The organism is Cerasicoccus frondis, from assembly GCA_031296915.1.
Taxonomy (GTDB): Bacteria; Verrucomicrobiota; Verrucomicrobiia; order Opitutales; family Cerasicoccaceae; genus Cerasicoccus; species Cerasicoccus frondis.
On the sequence record JAVDPC010000010.1, the window covers coordinates 173,577 to 190,047 of the forward strand.

General features: G+C 53.9%; 15 protein-coding genes and 1 tRNA gene. 9 read left to right on the forward strand and 7 right to left on the reverse strand.

Annotated features, from left to right (window positions below):
- Positions 1-7 precede the first annotated feature (7 nt).
- A complete protein-coding gene (locus tag RBB63_RS10550) occupies positions 8-1,405 on the forward strand; it encodes a sulfatase (RefSeq protein ID WP_309383946.1) in 1,398 nt (465 codons plus the stop codon).
- Here RBB63_RS10550 and RBB63_RS10555 read toward each other — a convergent pair.
- Both RBB63_RS10555 and RBB63_RS10560 read right to left on the reverse strand, forming a co-directional pair.
- Positions 1,386-1,970 carry a rhomboid family intramembrane serine protease gene (locus tag RBB63_RS10555; protein WP_309383948.1) on the reverse strand — a complete coding sequence of 195 codons (585 nt, stop codon included), beginning with the start codon at positions 1,968-1,970 and terminating at the stop codon, positions 1,386-1,388. The genes RBB63_RS10550 and RBB63_RS10555 overlap by 20 nt on opposite strands.
- Before the next feature lie 114 nt (positions 1,971-2,084).
- Positions 2,085-4,073, reverse strand: coding sequence for a VIT and vWA domain-containing protein (locus RBB63_RS10560; RefSeq protein ID WP_309383950.1), 1,989 nt, complete (start codon positions 4,071-4,073; stop codon positions 2,085-2,087).
- A gap of 335 nt (positions 4,074-4,408) precedes the next feature.
- Between RBB63_RS10560 and RBB63_RS10565 the strand changes: the two genes are divergently transcribed.
- Positions 4,409-5,812 carry an ATP-binding protein gene (locus RBB63_RS10565; RefSeq protein WP_309383952.1) on the forward strand — a complete coding sequence of 468 codons (1,404 nt, stop codon included), beginning with the start codon at positions 4,409-4,411 and terminating at the stop codon, positions 5,810-5,812.
- A gap of 352 nt (positions 5,813-6,164) precedes the next feature.
- On the opposite strand, the gene RBB63_RS10570 is transcribed toward RBB63_RS10565, so the two are convergent.
- Complete coding sequence (locus tag RBB63_RS10570) at positions 6,165-7,364, reverse strand: TolB family protein (protein ID WP_309383954.1); 1,200 nt, start codon at positions 7,362-7,364, stop codon at positions 6,165-6,167.
- A gap of 299 nt (positions 7,365-7,663) precedes the next feature.
- Between RBB63_RS10570 and RBB63_RS10575 the strand changes: the two genes are divergently transcribed.
- Both RBB63_RS10575 and RBB63_RS10580 read left to right on the forward strand, forming a co-directional pair.
- Positions 7,664-8,749, forward strand: coding sequence for an Mrp/NBP35 family ATP-binding protein (locus tag RBB63_RS10575; RefSeq protein WP_309383956.1), 1,086 nt, complete (start codon positions 7,664-7,666; stop codon positions 8,747-8,749).
- A gap of 133 nt (positions 8,750-8,882) precedes the next feature.
- Positions 8,883-9,200 carry a hypothetical protein gene (locus RBB63_RS10580; protein ID WP_309383958.1) on the forward strand — a complete coding sequence of 106 codons (318 nt, stop codon included), beginning with the start codon at positions 8,883-8,885 and terminating at the stop codon, positions 9,198-9,200.
- Positions 9,201-9,247: 47 nt separating this feature from the next.
- On the opposite strand, the gene rpmG is transcribed toward RBB63_RS10580, so the two are convergent.
- Complete coding sequence (gene rpmG / locus RBB63_RS10585; protein ID WP_309383960.1) at positions 9,248-9,418, reverse strand: 50S ribosomal protein L33; 171 nt, start codon at positions 9,416-9,418, stop codon at positions 9,248-9,250.
- An 88-nt stretch (positions 9,419-9,506) separates the two neighbouring features.
- A complete protein-coding gene (locus RBB63_RS10590) occupies positions 9,507-9,854 on the reverse strand; it encodes a DUF3127 domain-containing protein (protein WP_309383962.1) in 348 nt (115 codons plus the stop codon).
- A gap of 121 nt (positions 9,855-9,975) precedes the next feature.
- Here RBB63_RS10590 and RBB63_RS10595 point away from each other — a divergent pair, with 121 nt between their 5' ends.
- The 4 genes from RBB63_RS10595 (at position 9,976) to RBB63_RS10610 (ending at position 15,269) form a co-directional block, all read left to right on the forward strand.
- Positions 9,976-10,470: a hypothetical protein gene (locus tag RBB63_RS10595; protein ID WP_309383964.1), complete on the forward strand. Its 495-nt coding sequence runs from the start codon at positions 9,976-9,978 to the stop codon at positions 10,468-10,470.
- A 42-nt stretch (positions 10,471-10,512) separates the two neighbouring features.
- Positions 10,513-10,602, forward strand: a tRNA-Ser gene (locus RBB63_RS10600).
- A gap of 86 nt (positions 10,603-10,688) precedes the next feature.
- Positions 10,689-11,909 carry a site-specific integrase gene (locus tag RBB63_RS10605; protein WP_309383966.1) on the forward strand — a complete coding sequence of 407 codons (1,221 nt, stop codon included), beginning with the start codon at positions 10,689-10,691 and terminating at the stop codon, positions 11,907-11,909.
- A 96-nt stretch (positions 11,910-12,005) separates the two neighbouring features.
- Positions 12,006-15,269, forward strand: coding sequence for a DEAD/DEAH box helicase (locus tag RBB63_RS10610; RefSeq protein WP_309383968.1), 3,264 nt, complete (start codon positions 12,006-12,008; stop codon positions 15,267-15,269).
- Position 15,270: 1 nt separating this feature from the next.
- Here RBB63_RS10610 and RBB63_RS10615 read toward each other — a convergent pair whose 3' ends face one another.
- Positions 15,271-15,492 carry a helix-turn-helix domain-containing protein gene (locus RBB63_RS10615; RefSeq protein ID WP_309383970.1) on the reverse strand — a complete coding sequence of 74 codons (222 nt, stop codon included), beginning with the start codon at positions 15,490-15,492 and terminating at the stop codon, positions 15,271-15,273.
- 46 nt (positions 15,493-15,538) lie between these two features.
- Positions 15,539-15,856: a hypothetical protein gene (locus tag RBB63_RS10620; RefSeq protein ID WP_309383972.1), complete on the reverse strand. Its 318-nt coding sequence runs from the start codon at positions 15,854-15,856 to the stop codon at positions 15,539-15,541.
- A 173-nt stretch (positions 15,857-16,029) separates the two neighbouring features.
- Between RBB63_RS10620 and RBB63_RS10625 the strand changes: the two genes are divergently transcribed.
- Positions 16,030-16,332 carry a helix-turn-helix domain-containing protein gene (locus tag RBB63_RS10625; RefSeq protein ID WP_309383974.1) on the forward strand — a complete coding sequence of 101 codons (303 nt, stop codon included), beginning with the start codon at positions 16,030-16,032 and terminating at the stop codon, positions 16,330-16,332.
- Positions 16,333-16,471 lie beyond the last annotated feature (139 nt).

Genomic DNA, 16,471 nt, shown 5'->3' on the forward strand with positions numbered 1-16,471 from the left:
AGACACGATGAATGATGCCCGGCCCAACATAATCCTAGTCTTCATGGACGACCTTGGTTGGCGCGACCTGGGTTGCTACGGCAGCACATTTTATGAAACGCCGCGGCTCGATGCGTTTGCGCAAGAAGGCGTGCGCTTCACCGACGCCTATGCGTCGTCGCCGGTCTGCTCGCCGAGCCGCGCGAGCATCCTCACGGGGCGCTATCCGGCGCGCGTCGGGGTCACGCAATACATCGGCGGATTTAGCGAAGGCAAGTTGTGCGACGTGCCGTATTTTCAATGTCTCCCGCACAGTGAGCGGACGATTGCGTCGATCCTGAAGGACGTTGGTTACCAAACCTGGCACGTGGGCAAGTGGCATCTGGGGGGCAACCGAACAGCGCCCGAGACGCATGGCTTCGATGTTAACCTCGGCGGCGGCGAGAAGGGTCATCCGTACAAGGGCTACTTCAGTCCGTATGAGTTGCCCAACCTCGAAGATGGGCCCGCTGGCGAATACCTGACCGATCGCCTGACGGACGAAGCGATCCGCCTGATCGAGTCGGCCCAGGCGGACGACGCGGCGCCGTTCTTTCTAAACTTCTGGCATTACGCGGTGCACACGCCCATCGAATCACCGCCGGAGCTGGTGGAGAAATATCAGGCCAAGGCGAAGGCCATGGGCCTGGATCAAGTGGATGCCCTGGAGCCCGGAGAAGCGTTTCCCTGCTCACATAAAAAGAATCAACGCGTAATGCGGCGTCGTATTCAGTCTGACCCCGATTACGCGGCGATGATCGAAAACATGGACACGAATTTTGGGCGCTTGCTGGACGCCTTGGAACGCACCGGGCAGGCGGAAAACACCATCATCGTTTACACGTCGGACAACGGCGGGCTGGCAACGGCGGAAGGCTCGCCCACCAGCAATGCGCCGCTGGCCGAAGGGAAGGGCTGGATGTATGAAGGCGGCACGCGCGAACCGCTCATGGTTCGCTGGCCTGGAAAAATCGCTGCTGGCCAATGCACGCAGGAGCCGGTGACGAGCCCGGATGTCTTTTGCACGCTGTTGGACGCGGCGGGGGTTGAGCCGGAGCATCGGGCGCCGATTGATGGCGCGAGCTTCATGCCGCTGCTGCAAGGCGAGGCGTTTGAACGGGGGCCGATCTTCTGGCATTACCCGCACTACAGCAACCAGGGGGGCACGCCCGGTTGTTCGATGCGGCATGGCGATTACAAGCTCATTGAGTTTTTTGAGGACGGCAACCTCGAGCTCTACAACCTGCGTTCGGACATTGCCGAAGAGCACAACCTGGCCGATGCGCAACCCGAAACGGTCCAGCAAATGAAGGCTGCTCTCGATACCTGGAAAACCGAAATCGAAGCGCTCATCCCCAAGCGCAATCCTAATTGGGAAGCGCGCTAGCGGCTGCACCTTTCAACGGTTTACGGGTCAGGCTGCCGACCGCCAACGCCGCGCCCAACAGGCCGCCAATCAAATGAGCAACGGGAACCGTGACAACGCCCGGCCCCAGGTCGCCCGCGAAGAGCGCGCTGTGCGTCATGGTTTCATAAGCAGTTTTGCCGGTTAGCCCGAGCATCATCAACACCGAGGCGATGCGCATGGATTGCGTTTGCTTTGCATCGCAAAGTATCTTGAGACACACGTAGGTAAAGAGCAGCGTATCCAAGCCACTGAGGCCGCGGTAGCTGGTGATCTCCGGTGAAAAGTAGGCGACGCCAATGGTGATCAAGGGCGCGGTTAGCAGGAAGGTTGTCAGCAGCCGCAGCCCATAACTGCGCGCGGCAATCAAGCCGAACACGGCGAGCATCAGCGCATCCCAGAACAGATGCCCCGCCGACCAATGCGTGAGGTGCGCGGTCCACAGGGTGCTGAAGTGCTCGCCGCCCCGAGTCCATTGCAGGGCATTGGTCATGGTAGGCGACAGGTGGATCGCGACGGCAAGGAAGGCGATGATTAAAGCGGGCATGGTCGGTTAATATTTGGTTCAATGGACGCGTGCGTCCAAGGCGTCCGCGTTGTGTTTATTTAAAAAAGGAGTCCGCCGAAGCGCAGTTGTGAGCGCTCCGGCGGACGATTATGGCTATTGTCTGTTTCTACGGCGCGCCGCAAAAAACCATCCGGCAAAGGCGACCATCAGCGCGGCGACGGGGCCTTCGAAGGCGCCGCCTCCACCGCCAATGCGCGGAGTAGGAAATTTAAACATGGGCTGCTCGGCATCGGCGCGGACGACCTTCGCGGGCGAAGCCTGGCGTTGCGCCTGCGCGGCATGTTCGGCCTGCATGCGTTGTTGGTTTTTGCGATCAATGCCATGCTTGGCGAACGTCGAGTCATCGAGCACGAGCATGGATGTTTCATCGGTGACAATCTGATACGTCACGCCGATGTCCTGAATCGCGGTGCTGGCTTCGCCCTTGGGCAACGTGCCGAGGTCCTTCTGGCGCTCGAGGTTTTGCACGCGGGTCATTGCCCAGATGCGTTCCAGCTCGGGATAGGTCTCATCGACTTGCGGGAAGTTGACCTTGGTGCGGTAGGTTTGCTCGCCCTCGGTTTTGCGCGCCGTCAGTTTGAGCTCGGCTGGGCCGTCGCCATCGTAGCGCCCCATGAGCACGAGCTGCTGGCCGCGGTAAAGTTTGCGGTGGGCGTTGCGGGAAACTTCGCTTGTCTTCACGCCGCTGATTTTAAAGTCCACGTCGAGCAGCGCTTCGGTAGTGATGCGGTCTTTAGCGAGGAGGATTTTCCCGAAGATGTCGTCGGCGTTTGAGACGGCGTCATACTGCCCGTCCGTGGCTTCGCAGAGGATGCGCATCAGCGGCCAATTTGCGCTGTTGCCCATGAGAAAGCCGAAGAAGCGCACATCTTTTTGGCGCAGTAATGCATCGAACTTGGCCGGATCTACGATGCCCTGATTGGCGACGGCGTCAGTCACGAGGATGAAGTTCGTTGCGCGGTCGTCGTCGAGATCGCTCATGCCTTCGGCGACGCCGGCGTAGAGGTTGGTGCTGCCGCCGGGTTGCAGCGCTTTGACCTCGGCAATGTATTGTTGCACGTTTGCCTGAGTGGCGGGAACCCAGTCGCGCGTGAGGTTGCGGCTGCGGTCATTGAACGTCACGATGCGAAAACGGTCCTGGTCACTGAGCTTGCCCAGCGCGCGCTCCACGCCATCGGCGAGCATGGCGATCTTACCCTGCATGGAGCCGGAGGTATCGAGCACGAAGCAATAGTCCGCACCGTTGCTCAGTGGCTGCAGGTCCACGCCGGGCGTGACGATCATCATAAACGTGCCTGTCGATGCGCCGGGCGCCCGGTGCGTGAGCAGGTCCACGCGACCCGGCAAGTCTTCCGGCAGGCGGTAGTAAATCACGAGGTCCTGGTTAAGCGTCGTTCCCTGGTCGGTGGCGTATTGCCACTGGTAGTGACCGTCGCCGTGCTCGGTGAACTGATTGTTAAAGCCCGGCGCCCGCAGGTCTTGCAACGGGTAGGCCGAGCGAATTTCAACGGTGGCCGCGAAGCTGCCCGTTACCTTTTCATTGCGCGTCCAGAAGGACTCGGCCTGTTCGTCCGTGCCGCCTTCCTCGAGCGGATAGATGTAGCGACCGACGTTGTGATCCATCGTGACGGGCTGGTAGTAGACGAACTCCATGCGGGCCTCGGCGTTGGCGCGCACGGGGGAGACGCGAAATTCGAAGCGCTGGTAGCTTTGCTTCTCAGCTTTGCCAGCGTTGTTGCCGGCATTTTTTTCTTCTTCGTAAATGCGGTCGGCGTCGGCCTTGGCTACGACTTCACCTTCCAGAATGGTTTCGCCCGAGTGCATGCGCATTTCGGCGAGCGAGGCGTCTTCGGGGACGGGAAATGCGTAAACGGCCTCCAGATCCACGGGATTCGGGTTGTAAAAAGTCTGCGTGACCAGCGTTTGAGCAAAGCCGTTGTTGATGACCACCTGCACCTCGTGCGAGCGGATTTCCATCGGCTGATGTTGGCTGTTAACAGGCGTGAGGACGCCCGCGCCGTGGGCCAGAGCAACGCCTGCCCACGAGCATAGAGTGATGAGTATTCTGCGGATTGTTTTCATAACGGTCATGGAGTTCCATTGCCTGTGCCAATCCGCATCCAAGCTCCGTTAAGTCTTTTATAATGAATAGATTACAATTTCAACTGCCCTATTTTTCGGCTCAGCACTGCTGGCATTCGGTGTAGGCTCAACGCAGATGACCGACATGAAATGTCCTTCTCGGTTGTTGAAAGAGTGGTTCCCATTCGCCCCCATTGCATTAGGTGTGGTTGCCGCAAGACTCTAGATATAAGGTATTTCGCATCATGGGGGATATGACCTTTGAAGCGGGCCTTATTAAGGCTAATTGAAGGAATAAACTCGTATAAACGTTACGATTTACACAATAATTGGCCATGTCCTACCTGTTTTCGTTGAATGGATTAATTGTTTTTGTCCTGCTTGCTGTACTCGTTTTTCTGCTGGATCTCCTTTATCGCGGTAAGGAAAAACTGCGCGCGGAAAACGAACGCCTAAACCAACAATTAAAAGAAGCGCAGAAGTTGGTGGATAAGTCGCAGGCCGTTGCCGACACCAAAGAATTCTTTTTGGCCACGATGAGCCATGAGATTCGAACGCCGCTCAATTGCATCAACGGCCTCTCGGAAATCCTCATTACTTCCGACCCGCGGCCCGACCAACGCGAGTACCTGAAAACCATCACGCAAAGCACGGAAGCCTTGCTCGCCATCCTGACGAACGTGCTCGACTACACGAAGATCAATGCGGGCAAATTTGAGCTGAGCCCCACGCGGTTCAGCCTGTCGGAAGTCATCGACGAAGTGCACAAGCTGTTTAAGGAAGAGGCCTCCCGCAAGGACATCATCTTCGAGTGCAACCACCAGGAGGAGAAAGAGCTGCAGGTGATCTGCGACCGCAACTGCCTCCGCCAGGCCCTGCTCAACCTGGTGTCCAACGCGATCAAGTACACCGACCAGGGGCACATTCAGGTCGAGGTGTTTTACCGGCACTACGCAACCAAGGGCGCCAAAAACCAGTACGAAGTCGCCCTGCAGGTTGCGGACACCGGCATCGGCGTGCCGCCGGAAAAGCAGGACCAGCTCTTCAAGCCGTTCCACCAATTGGTGGAATCCAAGACCCGCAAATACGAAGGCACAGGCCTCGGCCTTTCCATCTCGAAGTTCATGGTCGAGAAGGGGCTCGGCGGCACCATTAACTTTGAGCCCAGCGATCTCGGTGGCGCGCGCTTCAATATACGCTTCATCGCCGAAGGCTTCGTCACGAAGAAAGAGACCGTGGGGCAGAACCTGTCGGCGCCCTCGCTCCTGAAGACCTCACTGTCGAAAAACCTATTCGTGCTCAACGTGCTCGTGGTGGACGACAACTCGCTGAACTGCATCACGATGAAGGCCATTCTGCAAAAGATGGGACACCAAGCAGACTTTGCCACCGATGGGCTCAAGGCGCAAGAGCAGCTCAAGTGCAAACCATACGACCTCATTTTCATGGACATCATGATGCCCAATGTGGACGGCATCGAAGCCACGCAAGCGATTCGCAATGGCGAGTGCGGCGCCGGCTACGTCAACATCCCCATCGTGGCGACCACCGCTTTCGCCAATGCGGGCGATCGCCAAAAATTCCTCAATGCGGGCATGGACTACTACCTGCCCAAGCCAGTCGAGCCCGACGCCATGCGCAGCATCCTCACCGAAGTCGGTCGGCAGATCCAAAAGCGCCAGCCCCCCGTGCCGCCCGCAAAACCAAAGAATGCCCAGCGCATCGTCACACTCGATTGATTGCGGCTCACCACGACCGGCCTTGACCAGAATGCGCGACTCGCTGAATCCACGAGGCCTCGCGTCATTGGCTAGCGGTTGTCAGAGATTTCGAGCAGTTCAACCTATCAAACCTGTCTGCTAAGAGGCAAGGACAAGCCCGGTCGGGACACCGGGCTCCACCTCAAAATGACGGAATCAAATTTGCGAACCACACACGCGTAGGCAAAGCCGACGCCGCGAGGACAAACCCCACGAAGCAATGCGCTGTTGTGGCAACTGGCAGCGGATCTGGACACGCCGCCCTACCTCCCAGCAGGCGCCCCCACCCTTCGCACACTGTGCGAAACTGCCGATACAACCGGAGGTTGCTTTAGTAGGCGAAGGCGGCTTGCGAGGCGTTGCCGAAGTTCGATGGGGTGACCGTGGTGGTCTTGCCCGTTTCACTGTCGAGGATGACGAGCTTCGTGCTGCCGCCACGGGATTCTTCTGTAAAGATGAGGTGGCGCCCGTCGTTGAGCCAGACAGGTTCCATCGCATTGCCGGGAACGCTGGTCAGCGGCTTGGCGGCGCCTTTGCCAAACTCATAGAGGGCCAGCTCAAAGCCCCCCCCCAGGCTCGCGGTGAAGGCTACCTTGGATTCGTCGAGCGGATTCCAGGTCGGCTCGGCGCAGTAGCCACTGAGGTTCGTCGGGATGCGCTGCATGACGCCCCCTTGGCTGGGGATTTCGTAAAGCTGCGGCGAACCGGAGCCGGAGGCCACGATCAAACGGCGACCGCTGGGCGACCACGTCGGGTCGGACTCGACGGTGCGGTTGCGGGTGAGCCGCCAGGGCTTGCGGGACTGGTTGACATCCTGGATGAACAGCTCGGAATTACCCGGCGAGGAAAGGATCAGCGCGACCTCTTGTCCATTGGGGCTGACTGCGCCGCCCGCGTTCGTGCCCTTGTAGCTGGCGAAGGGGACACGGCGGCCCGACGCCACGTCCTGCTTGTAGACGTCAGAAAACCCTGAGCGGTAGTAGCTGCGGTAGAAAATCGTGCGGCCATCCGGCGTGAGGTAGGGGCGCTGCGCGTTGGAGCGGTCGCTCGTGATGGGGCGCGCAGTGCGGAAAAACACGTCTCCCAGCCATACTTCGCGGGCGCCGGTGCGGTCCGAAATAAAGGCGATGGTGCCAGCGAAAAAGCCCGGCGCGCCGGTGAGCGCTTTCACGGCGGCGTCGCAGGCGCGGAGCGTGGCGTCGTTGCTGCTCGTGCCCGTGGATGTCCCCTGGTAGATGACGCGCGCGGGATCACCAGATATGACCTTGACGTTGCACTGGTTGCCGCCCATCGGCGTCAGCTTGACGACGGAGCGCGCATCGGCGGCGCGCACGAGGTCGAAAGCGCCGTGGCTGCTGAAGGCCAGTTTGCCCAGCGCCTCGGTGGCGGCGTCACTGCTGTCCACCGCGACGGGGGTGATGGTTTTGCTGGTGGTTTTTTCAATGACAAACTCGTTGGTTTGTCCACAAGCGTTAAATTGAACGGCGAAAAGCAGCCCAAGCAGCGGGCCAATGAGTCGAAACAAGCGCATGTCACAAGAGACAATCATCACGCCGTTTCGGTTCAACCGGATTTTAAAAAAATATGCCTCATGGGCGCCGCATAGCGGGGCCCATGAGAGATTAAAGTGAGCAAATTAAAAATTAAAGTGGAGGTAAGCCGAAATGGATATGCGAGCAAGCGACCAGGTTGTTAAACCAGAGCAGTAAACGACTCAGAGCGGCTCCCTTCGCTCCATCTACAGCCCCCACTTTAATTTTTAATTTGCTCACTTTAATCTCCTTCCACCATATTTCCTCATTTACGCACCGGAATTTTAAGAAAAACCACATGGACTCCACCCAAATCGAACAAGCCCTGAAGGCCGTAAAATACCCCGGGTTTAGCCGGGACATCGTGTCGTTCGGGTTGATCAAGCACATCGAATTCGCCGATGGCGCCGCCAAGGTGCACCTCGCTCTGACCACCGCTGACCCACGTGTGCCCACCCAAGTGAAAGCCGATGTGGAAAACACGCTCGCTGCGCTGGACGGCGTCCAGACCATTGATGTGACAGTGGCCGTCTCCAAGCCCAATACTCCCCCCCCCGCCCCCGGCGCATCCGGACGCCAGGTAACCGGCCCCGCCCAGCAAGTCCTCCCCGGCGTGAAGCACATCATCGCCGTGGCCAGCGGCAAAGGCGGCGTCGGCAAGAGCACATTCGCGGTCAACCTGGCCTGCGCACTGGATCGCGTGCTGACCGCCGAAGGCCGCAAGCGCCGCGTCGGCCTGATGGATTGCGACATTTACGGCCCCTCCGCTCCCCTCATGATGGGCATCAGCGGCCAACCGGAAATTCAGGGCGAAATGCTCATGCCTGTGGAGAATTTTAACGTCCGCGTGATGTCGATGGGGCTTCTGATCGACGAGGAAACGCCCGTCGTCTGGCGCGGCCCGATGATCATGAAAACCATCCAACAGTTTGCCGCCAACGTCGAATGGGGCGAACTGGATTTCCTCGTGGTGGACCTCCCCCCTGGCACTGGCGACGCCCAGCTCTCTCTGGTGCAAACCCTCCCCCTGCGCGGCGCCATCGTGGTGACCACCCCCCAGGCCGCCGCCGTCAATGTCGCTCGTCGCGGCGCCATGATGTTTGGCAAAGTCAATGTGCCGATCATCGGCGTGGCCGAGAATATGAGCTACCTGGAAGGACCAAATGGCTCCAGGCAATATATCTTTGGCCAAGGGGGCGGTAAGCGCACCGCAGAGGCGCTAGAGACGGATTTCCTAGGCGAAGTGCCCCTAGAGCCTTTACTCCGGGAGGGTGCCGACCAAGGTATCCCCGTGGTCGTTAGCGACCCTCAACTGCCTGCAAGCCAAGTATTTATATCTATCGCGGAGCGCCTAAATCGCGATTTTTCTGTGACTAATGTGTGAATAAAATAGGCGGAAATCTCCACTAACGGGCTTTACAAGGTTCAGTGATGGCTTTTTAATCCGATTAACCTAACTGAAACCAACGCCTGTTTGCGGCACGGCGTGGACCTCCTATTCCACAACGTCTCACAACATGAAAGCTCCCGAACGTAAATTCGCCCCCAATGGGGAGGATTTGGTGCAACGCTCCAGCCTGTATCAGGAATTCCTGGCTGAGCGGGAGGAAATTTTGCGCCATAAGTGGATCGAATCCGAGAAGCTCGGCTACGACATCGGCTTCGAGCGCGCCCTGCTGGACTGGATTCGCAACCACCGTGACATGTGGCGCTCCGCCCGTCGCGATGCCTCGGAAGAGCCGATCCAGTTCCCCGTCGAGCGCACCAACAACGCCAAGCCCAAGGCCCGGAAGCGCACCAATACGCGCCCGCCCAGCATTCGGCGCAAAAAATAAGCCAGCCTCCTGGGAGACTGGCTTGTTGGTAAAGCGTTGATCCGCGCTTAGTTCTTGATCTCGCGGTGCACCGTGTGGCGCTTGAGGAAGCGGTTGTACTTCTTCTTCTCGACGCGGTCAGCTTGCAGCTTCTTGTTGCGCGTGGTCATGTAGCGGGAGACAGGCTTGCCTTCCTTACGCGCTTCAGTGCATTCCAAAATTACGGTTTCTCGTGCCATGGTTGTGTGGGTCTAAAGTTGAAAAGCCGGTCAAAATGGGCGGTTTCGGCCAGCTTGGCAACCTTTATTTTCAGGCCGCCAACACCCCTTAAAACGGGACGTCTTCCTCCTCGGCTTCAGCATTGCTGTCGTAGTAATCCAACGGCGGCTCAGAATCCCCACCGGCTGGCGCTGCGCCGGCAACGATCTTCCAGGCGTTCAGATTGACGTAGTAGTTGCCCTTCCATTCACGCCCGCGGACGTCGAAGCTGACGGTAACTTCGTCGCCTTCCTTCAAGCCGTCGAGCAGCGCAGTCTTATCCTTCACGGTCTCAAACTTGATGTCTTGTGGGTATTTTTCCTCCGCAGTCGTCACGACAAACTCGCGCTTGTTAAAGCCGCTGCCAAAGGTTTGCTCATCCATCACGAGCTTCACTTTTCCGGTTAATTCATACATGGCGCGGCATATAAAAGTATCGCGACGCCGAGCGCAAAACTATTTCCGGGCTGGCTCATTTTTCCTTAGCGCACACCCAAGATTGCCTTGCCGGAGCTGGCCCCATCCACAGCATGACGGCATGGCTCGTTGGATACGCATATGCGCCTGGGTGCTGATCGCCTTTGCCGCGCCAGGGGTAGTCTATTCTCTGGTGATGCTCGATTGGCTCAGCCTGTTGATCAACATCGCCCTCATCATCATTGGCGCACTCGACCTGAAAAGCCTCCAACTCACCTCACAAAACCCACCACGCGCCTGGCGCCGCATCGCCTACACCCAGTTCGCGCTGGGCGTCATTATTGGCCTATCCTTTTATTATGCGGGGCATTTCCTGGTAAAACCAGAACACTGGGACATGGCGCGCGGCATCTTGGAAAAAGTCCAAGGCCCACTGCCGGATTTCCTATGGGATGACGCTGTTGCGCGCTCGCAGCTGGTCATGAGCTGGGGCACGGCTCTGGGCGGGGTGGCAATCTTCCTCGGCCAATGGCGGCTGAGTTGGAAAATCAGTCAAATCGCCAAGCGCTCGCAGCCCCCTCCCTTGCCGAAAGATTCTTCGTCTGAAAAGCATTGACAGGCAATGCAGCGAGCTATGTTTTTCAACATTCTTTGGTATGGAGAGGTGGCTGAGTGGCCGAAAGCACATCTTTGCTAAAGATGCGAAGGAGAAATCCTTCCGCGGGTTCGAATCCCGCCCTCTCCGCCACACCATCAACGACTTACGGAATTCTTACCAAATTCCTATCAAAACGGGCTCGCGTTCGCGCGGCACACGGCAAGAGTCGGAAAGCGTTGGCAAACAAAGACCAGAGTCCACTTAAGGGGTGGGAATATCCGGCAGGAAGCGCAATTCGCATCCGCGAAGTCATCAACCGTTCTGACGGAAAAGACTTTGGCGTGTCCTATCGCGTGTCTATCCCCGCCAAATATGCGGGCAAGCGTGTCTTAAAGCAGTTTGCGGACACGGAAGCCGCCGAAGCATGGGCCAAAGAGCAATATGACGGCTTTGTCGCCAACGGTCAGGCGCATTTTGAACTCACCGCCACCGAATACGACGAAGCGATTAAGGCGCTGGTCGTCTTGCGGGAAACGGGGCTGTCTCTATTAGAGGCCGCGAATTTCACCAAAGACCATTACAAGCCTGCGGATAAGGCGATCACGGTTGAAGCTGCCGTTGAAAAACTGCTGGCAGAGAAAGCAGCGGAAAATTTGCGTCCGCGCTCCATTCGGGATTTACGGAACCGCTTGCGGCCTTTCGTGGAAAGTTTCGGAGATAAGCCCGTCCATACGGTTAAGTCTTACCAGATACAGCACTGGCTGGATGAACTCAAAGGCCTGTCTGCCGAGAGTGTTGACGGTTTTTCTGCCCGCTCCCTGAAAAACTACATCGTGACGTTGAAGACCTTTTTCAATTTCACCATCAGCAAGGGATATCGGGCCAAAGGAGATAATCCGGTTGAAGGCATCACGCCGCCGAAAATAGACTGGGTTGTGCCGCCTATTCTGACGATTGAGGAAACAAAGCGCCTTCTCAAGACAGCGCAGGATTTCCGTGAGGGTGCATTGCTGCCTTTGGTCGTCCTTGGCTTGTTTGCGGGCATTCGCACCAACGAGCTTTATCAATTGTCATGGAGCAACATCGATCTGGAAGAGGGGCTTGTCACCATTGATGCCACCATCGCCAAGAAACGGCGGCTGCGGGTTATTGAGCTAACACCCAATGCGTTGGCGTGGCTAAATGCCTGCCCCGTTAAAGAGGGCAAAATCGCTATCCATCACGCGGAATTGAAAATGGCGGAGTTGGTCAAGTTGGCTGGCTTTGAGAATTGGCGGAAAGACAAATCAAACGCCATGCGCCACAGCTTCGGGACGTATCATTATGCTCTGCATCAAAATTCAGCCCTGACTTCTGCCGCCCTCGGCCACCGCGCCAACGATCAGGTGTTGTTCGATAGCTACCGCTCCTTGGCGCGTAAAAAGGATGGTGACGCGTATTTTAGGATTTGCCCGTAACTCGTTTGACTCTTTAAATGGATTTATAGGACTATTAGGCTAATAATCACCTCTGGTAGTTATTTGAAATAATGCGCAACTTCAGATTGGAATGTAATGCAGCAAAATCTTTTCTCTGATTCTTCAAGAATTAAGCTCCCTGAGCTTGTCGTCAAAAAAACAATTGGATGTGGACAGGTGGAGCAATTGCTCATCAGGGCTGGAGAGTATGGAGTCAAGGCGGTTGAAGATGTTGGCAATCGAAGCGATGATGCCATTATTACGTTGGATTGTCCCAATAGTCTCAGGATTTACCTTCACCAAGGAGTAAGAAAGAAGATAGATACCAGCCTGATATGTGCATTTACTAAGGATCGTTTTGCAGATGTTATTGATGTTACTTCCTTAAAAATCAATTCGCTTGAAAGAAGCCTGATACCAAAAGATGTAGTCATCAAATCTTGGGCTGGGGCTATGAGCTTGCGTAAGGAAACCGAGGAGGTCAAGGGGCTGCGGAATGCGCAAGTTGGGGCGGTGCATTCAGTTTTGGCGCATTGGTCAAAGTCGCATGAGCCTGCTACTGTAGTTCTTCCTACTGGAACTGGAAAAACTGAGACAATGCTTGCAGTTTCGATTATGGATCAGCCGCAGTTGGTCGTAGTCATTGTTCCCAGCCAAGATTTACGACAGCAAATATCTGAGAAATTTATTCATTTAGGGGTTTTGAAGAATATAGGAGTGTTGCATGGAGATGCATTGCATCCTCGTGTGGCCACACTCAGCAGTTCATTGAATTCCGAAGAACAATTAGATCATTTATTAAAGTGCAATGTTGTTGTGAGCACTCCGATGTTGCTGGTAAATAATCCAAGCTTTTTGAAGCGTATTTCTCAAAAAGTAAGTCATGTTTATTTTGATGAGGCTCACCATTTAAAGGCGAAAAGCTGGAAATTCCTCAAGGATACTTTTTCTAATTCGAAGCTTATTCAGTTTACTGCAACTCCCTACCGTCTCGACAGGCAGCCGATAGAAGGAAATGTTGTTTATCAATATCCGCTGAATCTGGCGCAAAAGGATAAGTGTTTTAGTGAGATTTCACTTATTACAGTTGATGAGCGTAATCCGTCTAAGAAAGATCTTTCTATAGCTCATGCGGCATATGAGCGGCTGGTTAAGGATCGTGAAGAAAATTTCCTGCACCACTGTATGATGGTTCGGTCTGGATCTAAGGAGCGCGCAGATGCGTTATATGAATTATATCGAAAAGAATTTCCTTCGGAGAGGATTATAAAAATCACATCAGGAACAAAGGGGAAAAAACAAAAAATAAATGAAATTAAGAATGGGAAGTATGCAATTGTTGTATGCGTAGATATGCTCAAGGAGGGGTTCGATTATCCTAATTTCAAGATCGCGGCTGTGCACGACCTTCATAAATCTCTAGCTGTAGCTATGCAATTTATAGGTCGTTTCACTCGTGACAGGGAAGACCTTGGTCGGGCACACATGGTTGTTAATTTTGCCGAAGAAGACATCCCCCAAGAGCTGGAGAAACTTTACGCTGAAGGTTCGGGTTGGGATAAGGTTATTGCTGAGGTTGCACAAAGCAAGCAAGAGGAAGCCATAGAGTTCATTGAGTTTCTAAGTAAATGTTTGCCTTTTAAATCATTTGATAACCCAGACCAACAGATTAGTCCAAGACTGGTAAATCCAGCCCTTAGTTGTGTGGTGTATCGTTGCTCAGGAGTGGACTGGGGGCGGTTTCCTGAAGGATTCTCCAAAAAATATCGGTTTTCACAGCCATATGAGAATAAGGATCGTGGATTGTTTTATTTTGCTACTCAAGCACGTGAGCCCGTTAAGTGGACAAAGTCGGAGGCGATCCGCGATCAGTTGTGGACATTAGTGATGTTGCATTACTCGGAGGCACAGGGGCTTTTGTATGTGGGATGCTCGGATAGAAAGTTTAAACATAAAAACCTCGTTAAAGCTATATCTACGGGGAAATATGCGCTTATTGAGGATGCACCTGTATTTCGATCATTTCAGAATATCAAAAGATTGAAGATTATCCATGCTGGTTTGCTCAAGCCTGCAAATCGTAATCATCGATATTCTAAGTATAGCGGTGCCGACGTGACAACGCAGCTTCAAGGCATACAGCAAGGTGGACGAGTGCGAAAGTCTGATTTTGTGGGTGTTGGATACCGTGAAGGTCAACCAGTGGGAGTTGGCGCTTCGAAAAAAGGTAAGGTTTGGCATCCGGCGCGAATAGGTTCGCCTAAAGAGTGGATAGATTGGTGTCAAATGACGGGTAGCCTATTGATCGATGAAACAATTGACCCAGATCAAATTTTCCAAGATTCGGCTGAAGTCACAGAGCTTGAACACTTTCCAATTTCATCTGCGATTTTGGCATTAGATTGGAATGAAGAGACTTTTTCGAAATACCATCGTTTAAGCATACTGGATTCTAAGGGGCAAAATTTTCCATTTTACCTTTGTGAATTTTCCGATTGGCAATGGTCTAACGAAAAACTTGAGTTTGCCATTAAGCTTGGAGAAGAGCTTGAAATCTTCATTGAGATTACTCTGGATAGCGAGGATGGTCATTCTGTTCGGGTTCTTGGGGATGAATCTTTTTTTGTTTCCGGATGGGTTCGAGAGGATCAGCCCATTGAAGAATTTTTAAAGGATTATCCGCCCACGCTATATTTATCAGATGGAAGTCTTGTTTCTGGTTGCCAACATACAAAGTTTCAGAATGTGGCATCCGAACTCCCTGAAGGTTTTATTCTGAGTTGGGATTGGAGTGGTTGCGATATAAAGCAAGAATCCGCTTATAAAGTCGAGGAAGGAACGACTACCTTTAGACCTCGCTCTATACAACAGCGTGTAATGGAGGCAAAACGAGATGAAGGTGCGGTATTAGTCTTTAACGATGATGGGGCTGGTGAATCGGCCGATATTGTGGCTGTCTTCGAAGAAGAAGATTCTATGAAGATACAGTTGCTACACTGTAAATTTTCTAAGGCTTCTACGTCGGGGCATCGTGTTGGCGATCTTTATGAGGTATGTGGGCAGGCTATCAAATCAGTCAAATGGAAGTGGGAACCCAAAACACTTTTAAAGCACTTAAAAAGTCGAAAGGCTAAGGGTCTTCTACCGCAACAACGTTTTTTTCATGGTGATGAGGGTGTGATCGATCGCTTACTTGAGGGATGCGAATATAAGGTGGCGGATTTTGAGTTTTGGATAGTCCAACCTGGATTAAGTCCAAATGCATTACCCGATGATATTAAGCGGCTCTTGAGCGCTAGTCTTTCTACTATATCGGACATGACAGAATGTAGTCTTCATTTTATTTCTGGGAACCAGTAACTTACCGTTCAAGCTTCCTTAGCGCCGCCAACACCGCATCACGGCGGAATATTTTGCGGCGACCGACGCGGATCACAGGAATTAAGCCGTTTGCGGTGTAGTTTCTGACGGACCGCTCGGACAGGCCCAGAAAAACGGACACCTCGCGTTCATTCATTAATACCGGCGGGTTTTCACGCAAAAGGCGTGCTTGTTCGTCAAAGGTCGTTGCTTTGCTCATCATCTATATAATGCGTATCTCGGCGGTCAAATATCCGAAAGAAAATAGGTTATCTATGAATTTCGAGAGGTTTGTTTTCATCGAAGTCAAAGATGCGTTTAACAGGCTTGCGCGGGCGCAGCGGTTCAAGGCTTCTTTTTGCGGGTGTGCGGGGCGTAGGCTGATTGCTGGCGTTGCCTTTGGGGATGCCGCGCCGATTGCAGAATTTACGAATGGCGACATCGCTGATCTGTAATCCGTGCTGGTCCAGCAACCATTGCGCAATCCGCGTATAAGGCCATAGCTGGCGGCGCATGGCAGCTATGTCGTCGCGCCATTTTTCAAGGCGGCTGATATTGGGGCGAATATGTGGTTCGATTGTCTCCATATCTATTGTATGCGCCAAACCCGCGTCAAACATCGGAAAAATCTGCAATCGATTATGACGGACCTGACTATAGGTATATCAATGACCCACTTCAAAAATATAGGTGTATCGTTAACCCGACTGAAAAATCGAAGAAGAGTAAGTTGACAGGTGGCCCCTCAAAAGATACCACTATGACAGGTGTAAACATGAGCAAAGCAAGGAAACATATAGGATCGTCGTTTGATGATTTCCTGAAGGATGAGGGCGTGCATGCTGAAACACAAAGCGTGTCGCTCAAGCGTGTTCTGTCTTGGCAATTGGCAGAGGTTATGAAAGAGAAGCGCCTAAGCCGCAGGCAAATGGCGAAAAAAATGCAAACCAGCAGATCGCAGGTGGACCGGATACTGGACCCCGAAAATGATCGGGTTCAGTTGGATACTCTTGCCAAGGCTGCCGAGGTTCTGGGCCACAAGCTGCGCATTGAACTGGTTTAGTAATATATGTCTGGGTTGCTTGGATTAGAGTTCTCCTCTGGTTCTGCAATGGTTGGAATTTGAGGAGGAGAACGGTTGTAAAACCGTTGGAATACACTTGGAATATGGTTCTGCTACCAGTGGCAAACGGTTCTCCTGA

Excerpts from the sequence above, each read along its gene's own strand:
- RBB63_RS10555 (WP_309383948.1), bottom strand. The coding sequence starts at position 1,970 with ATGCCCGCTTTAATCATCGCCTTCCTTGCCGTCGCGATCCACCTGTCG.
- RBB63_RS10565 (WP_309383952.1), top strand. The coding sequence starts at position 4,409 with ATGTCCTACCTGTTTTCGTTGAATGGATTAATTGTTTTTGTCCTGCTT.
- RBB63_RS10575 (WP_309383956.1), top strand. The coding sequence starts at position 7,664 with ATGGACTCCACCCAAATCGAACAAGCCCTGAAGGCCGTAAAATACCCC.
- RBB63_RS10550 (WP_309383946.1), top strand. The coding sequence starts at position 8 with ATGAATGATGCCCGGCCCAACATAATCCTAGTCTTCATGGACGACCTT.
- RBB63_RS10560 (WP_309383950.1), bottom strand. The coding sequence starts at position 4,073 with ATGAAAACAATCCGCAGAATACTCATCACTCTATGCTCGTGGGCAGGC.
- rpmG (WP_309383960.1), bottom strand. The coding sequence starts at position 9,418 with ATGGCACGAGAAACCGTAATTTTGGAATGCACTGAAGCGCGTAAGGAA.
- RBB63_RS10570 (WP_309383954.1), bottom strand. The coding sequence starts at position 7,364 with ATGCGCTTGTTTCGACTCATTGGCCCGCTGCTTGGGCTGCTTTTCGCC.
- RBB63_RS10590 (WP_309383962.1), bottom strand. The coding sequence starts at position 9,854 with ATGTATGAATTAACCGGAAAAGTGAAGCTCGTGATGGATGAGCAAACC.
- RBB63_RS10620 (WP_309383972.1), bottom strand. The coding sequence starts at position 15,856 with ATGGAGACAATCGAACCACATATTCGCCCCAATATCAGCCGCCTTGAA.
- RBB63_RS10625 (WP_309383974.1), top strand. The coding sequence starts at position 16,030 with ATGACAGGTGTAAACATGAGCAAAGCAAGGAAACATATAGGATCGTCG.
- RBB63_RS10610 (WP_309383968.1), top strand. The coding sequence starts at position 12,006 with ATGCAGCAAAATCTTTTCTCTGATTCTTCAAGAATTAAGCTCCCTGAG.
- RBB63_RS10595 (WP_309383964.1), top strand. The coding sequence starts at position 9,976 with ATGGCTCGTTGGATACGCATATGCGCCTGGGTGCTGATCGCCTTTGCC.
- RBB63_RS10580 (WP_309383958.1), top strand. The coding sequence starts at position 8,883 with ATGAAAGCTCCCGAACGTAAATTCGCCCCCAATGGGGAGGATTTGGTG.
- RBB63_RS10615 (WP_309383970.1), bottom strand. The coding sequence starts at position 15,492 with ATGATGAGCAAAGCAACGACCTTTGACGAACAAGCACGCCTTTTGCGT.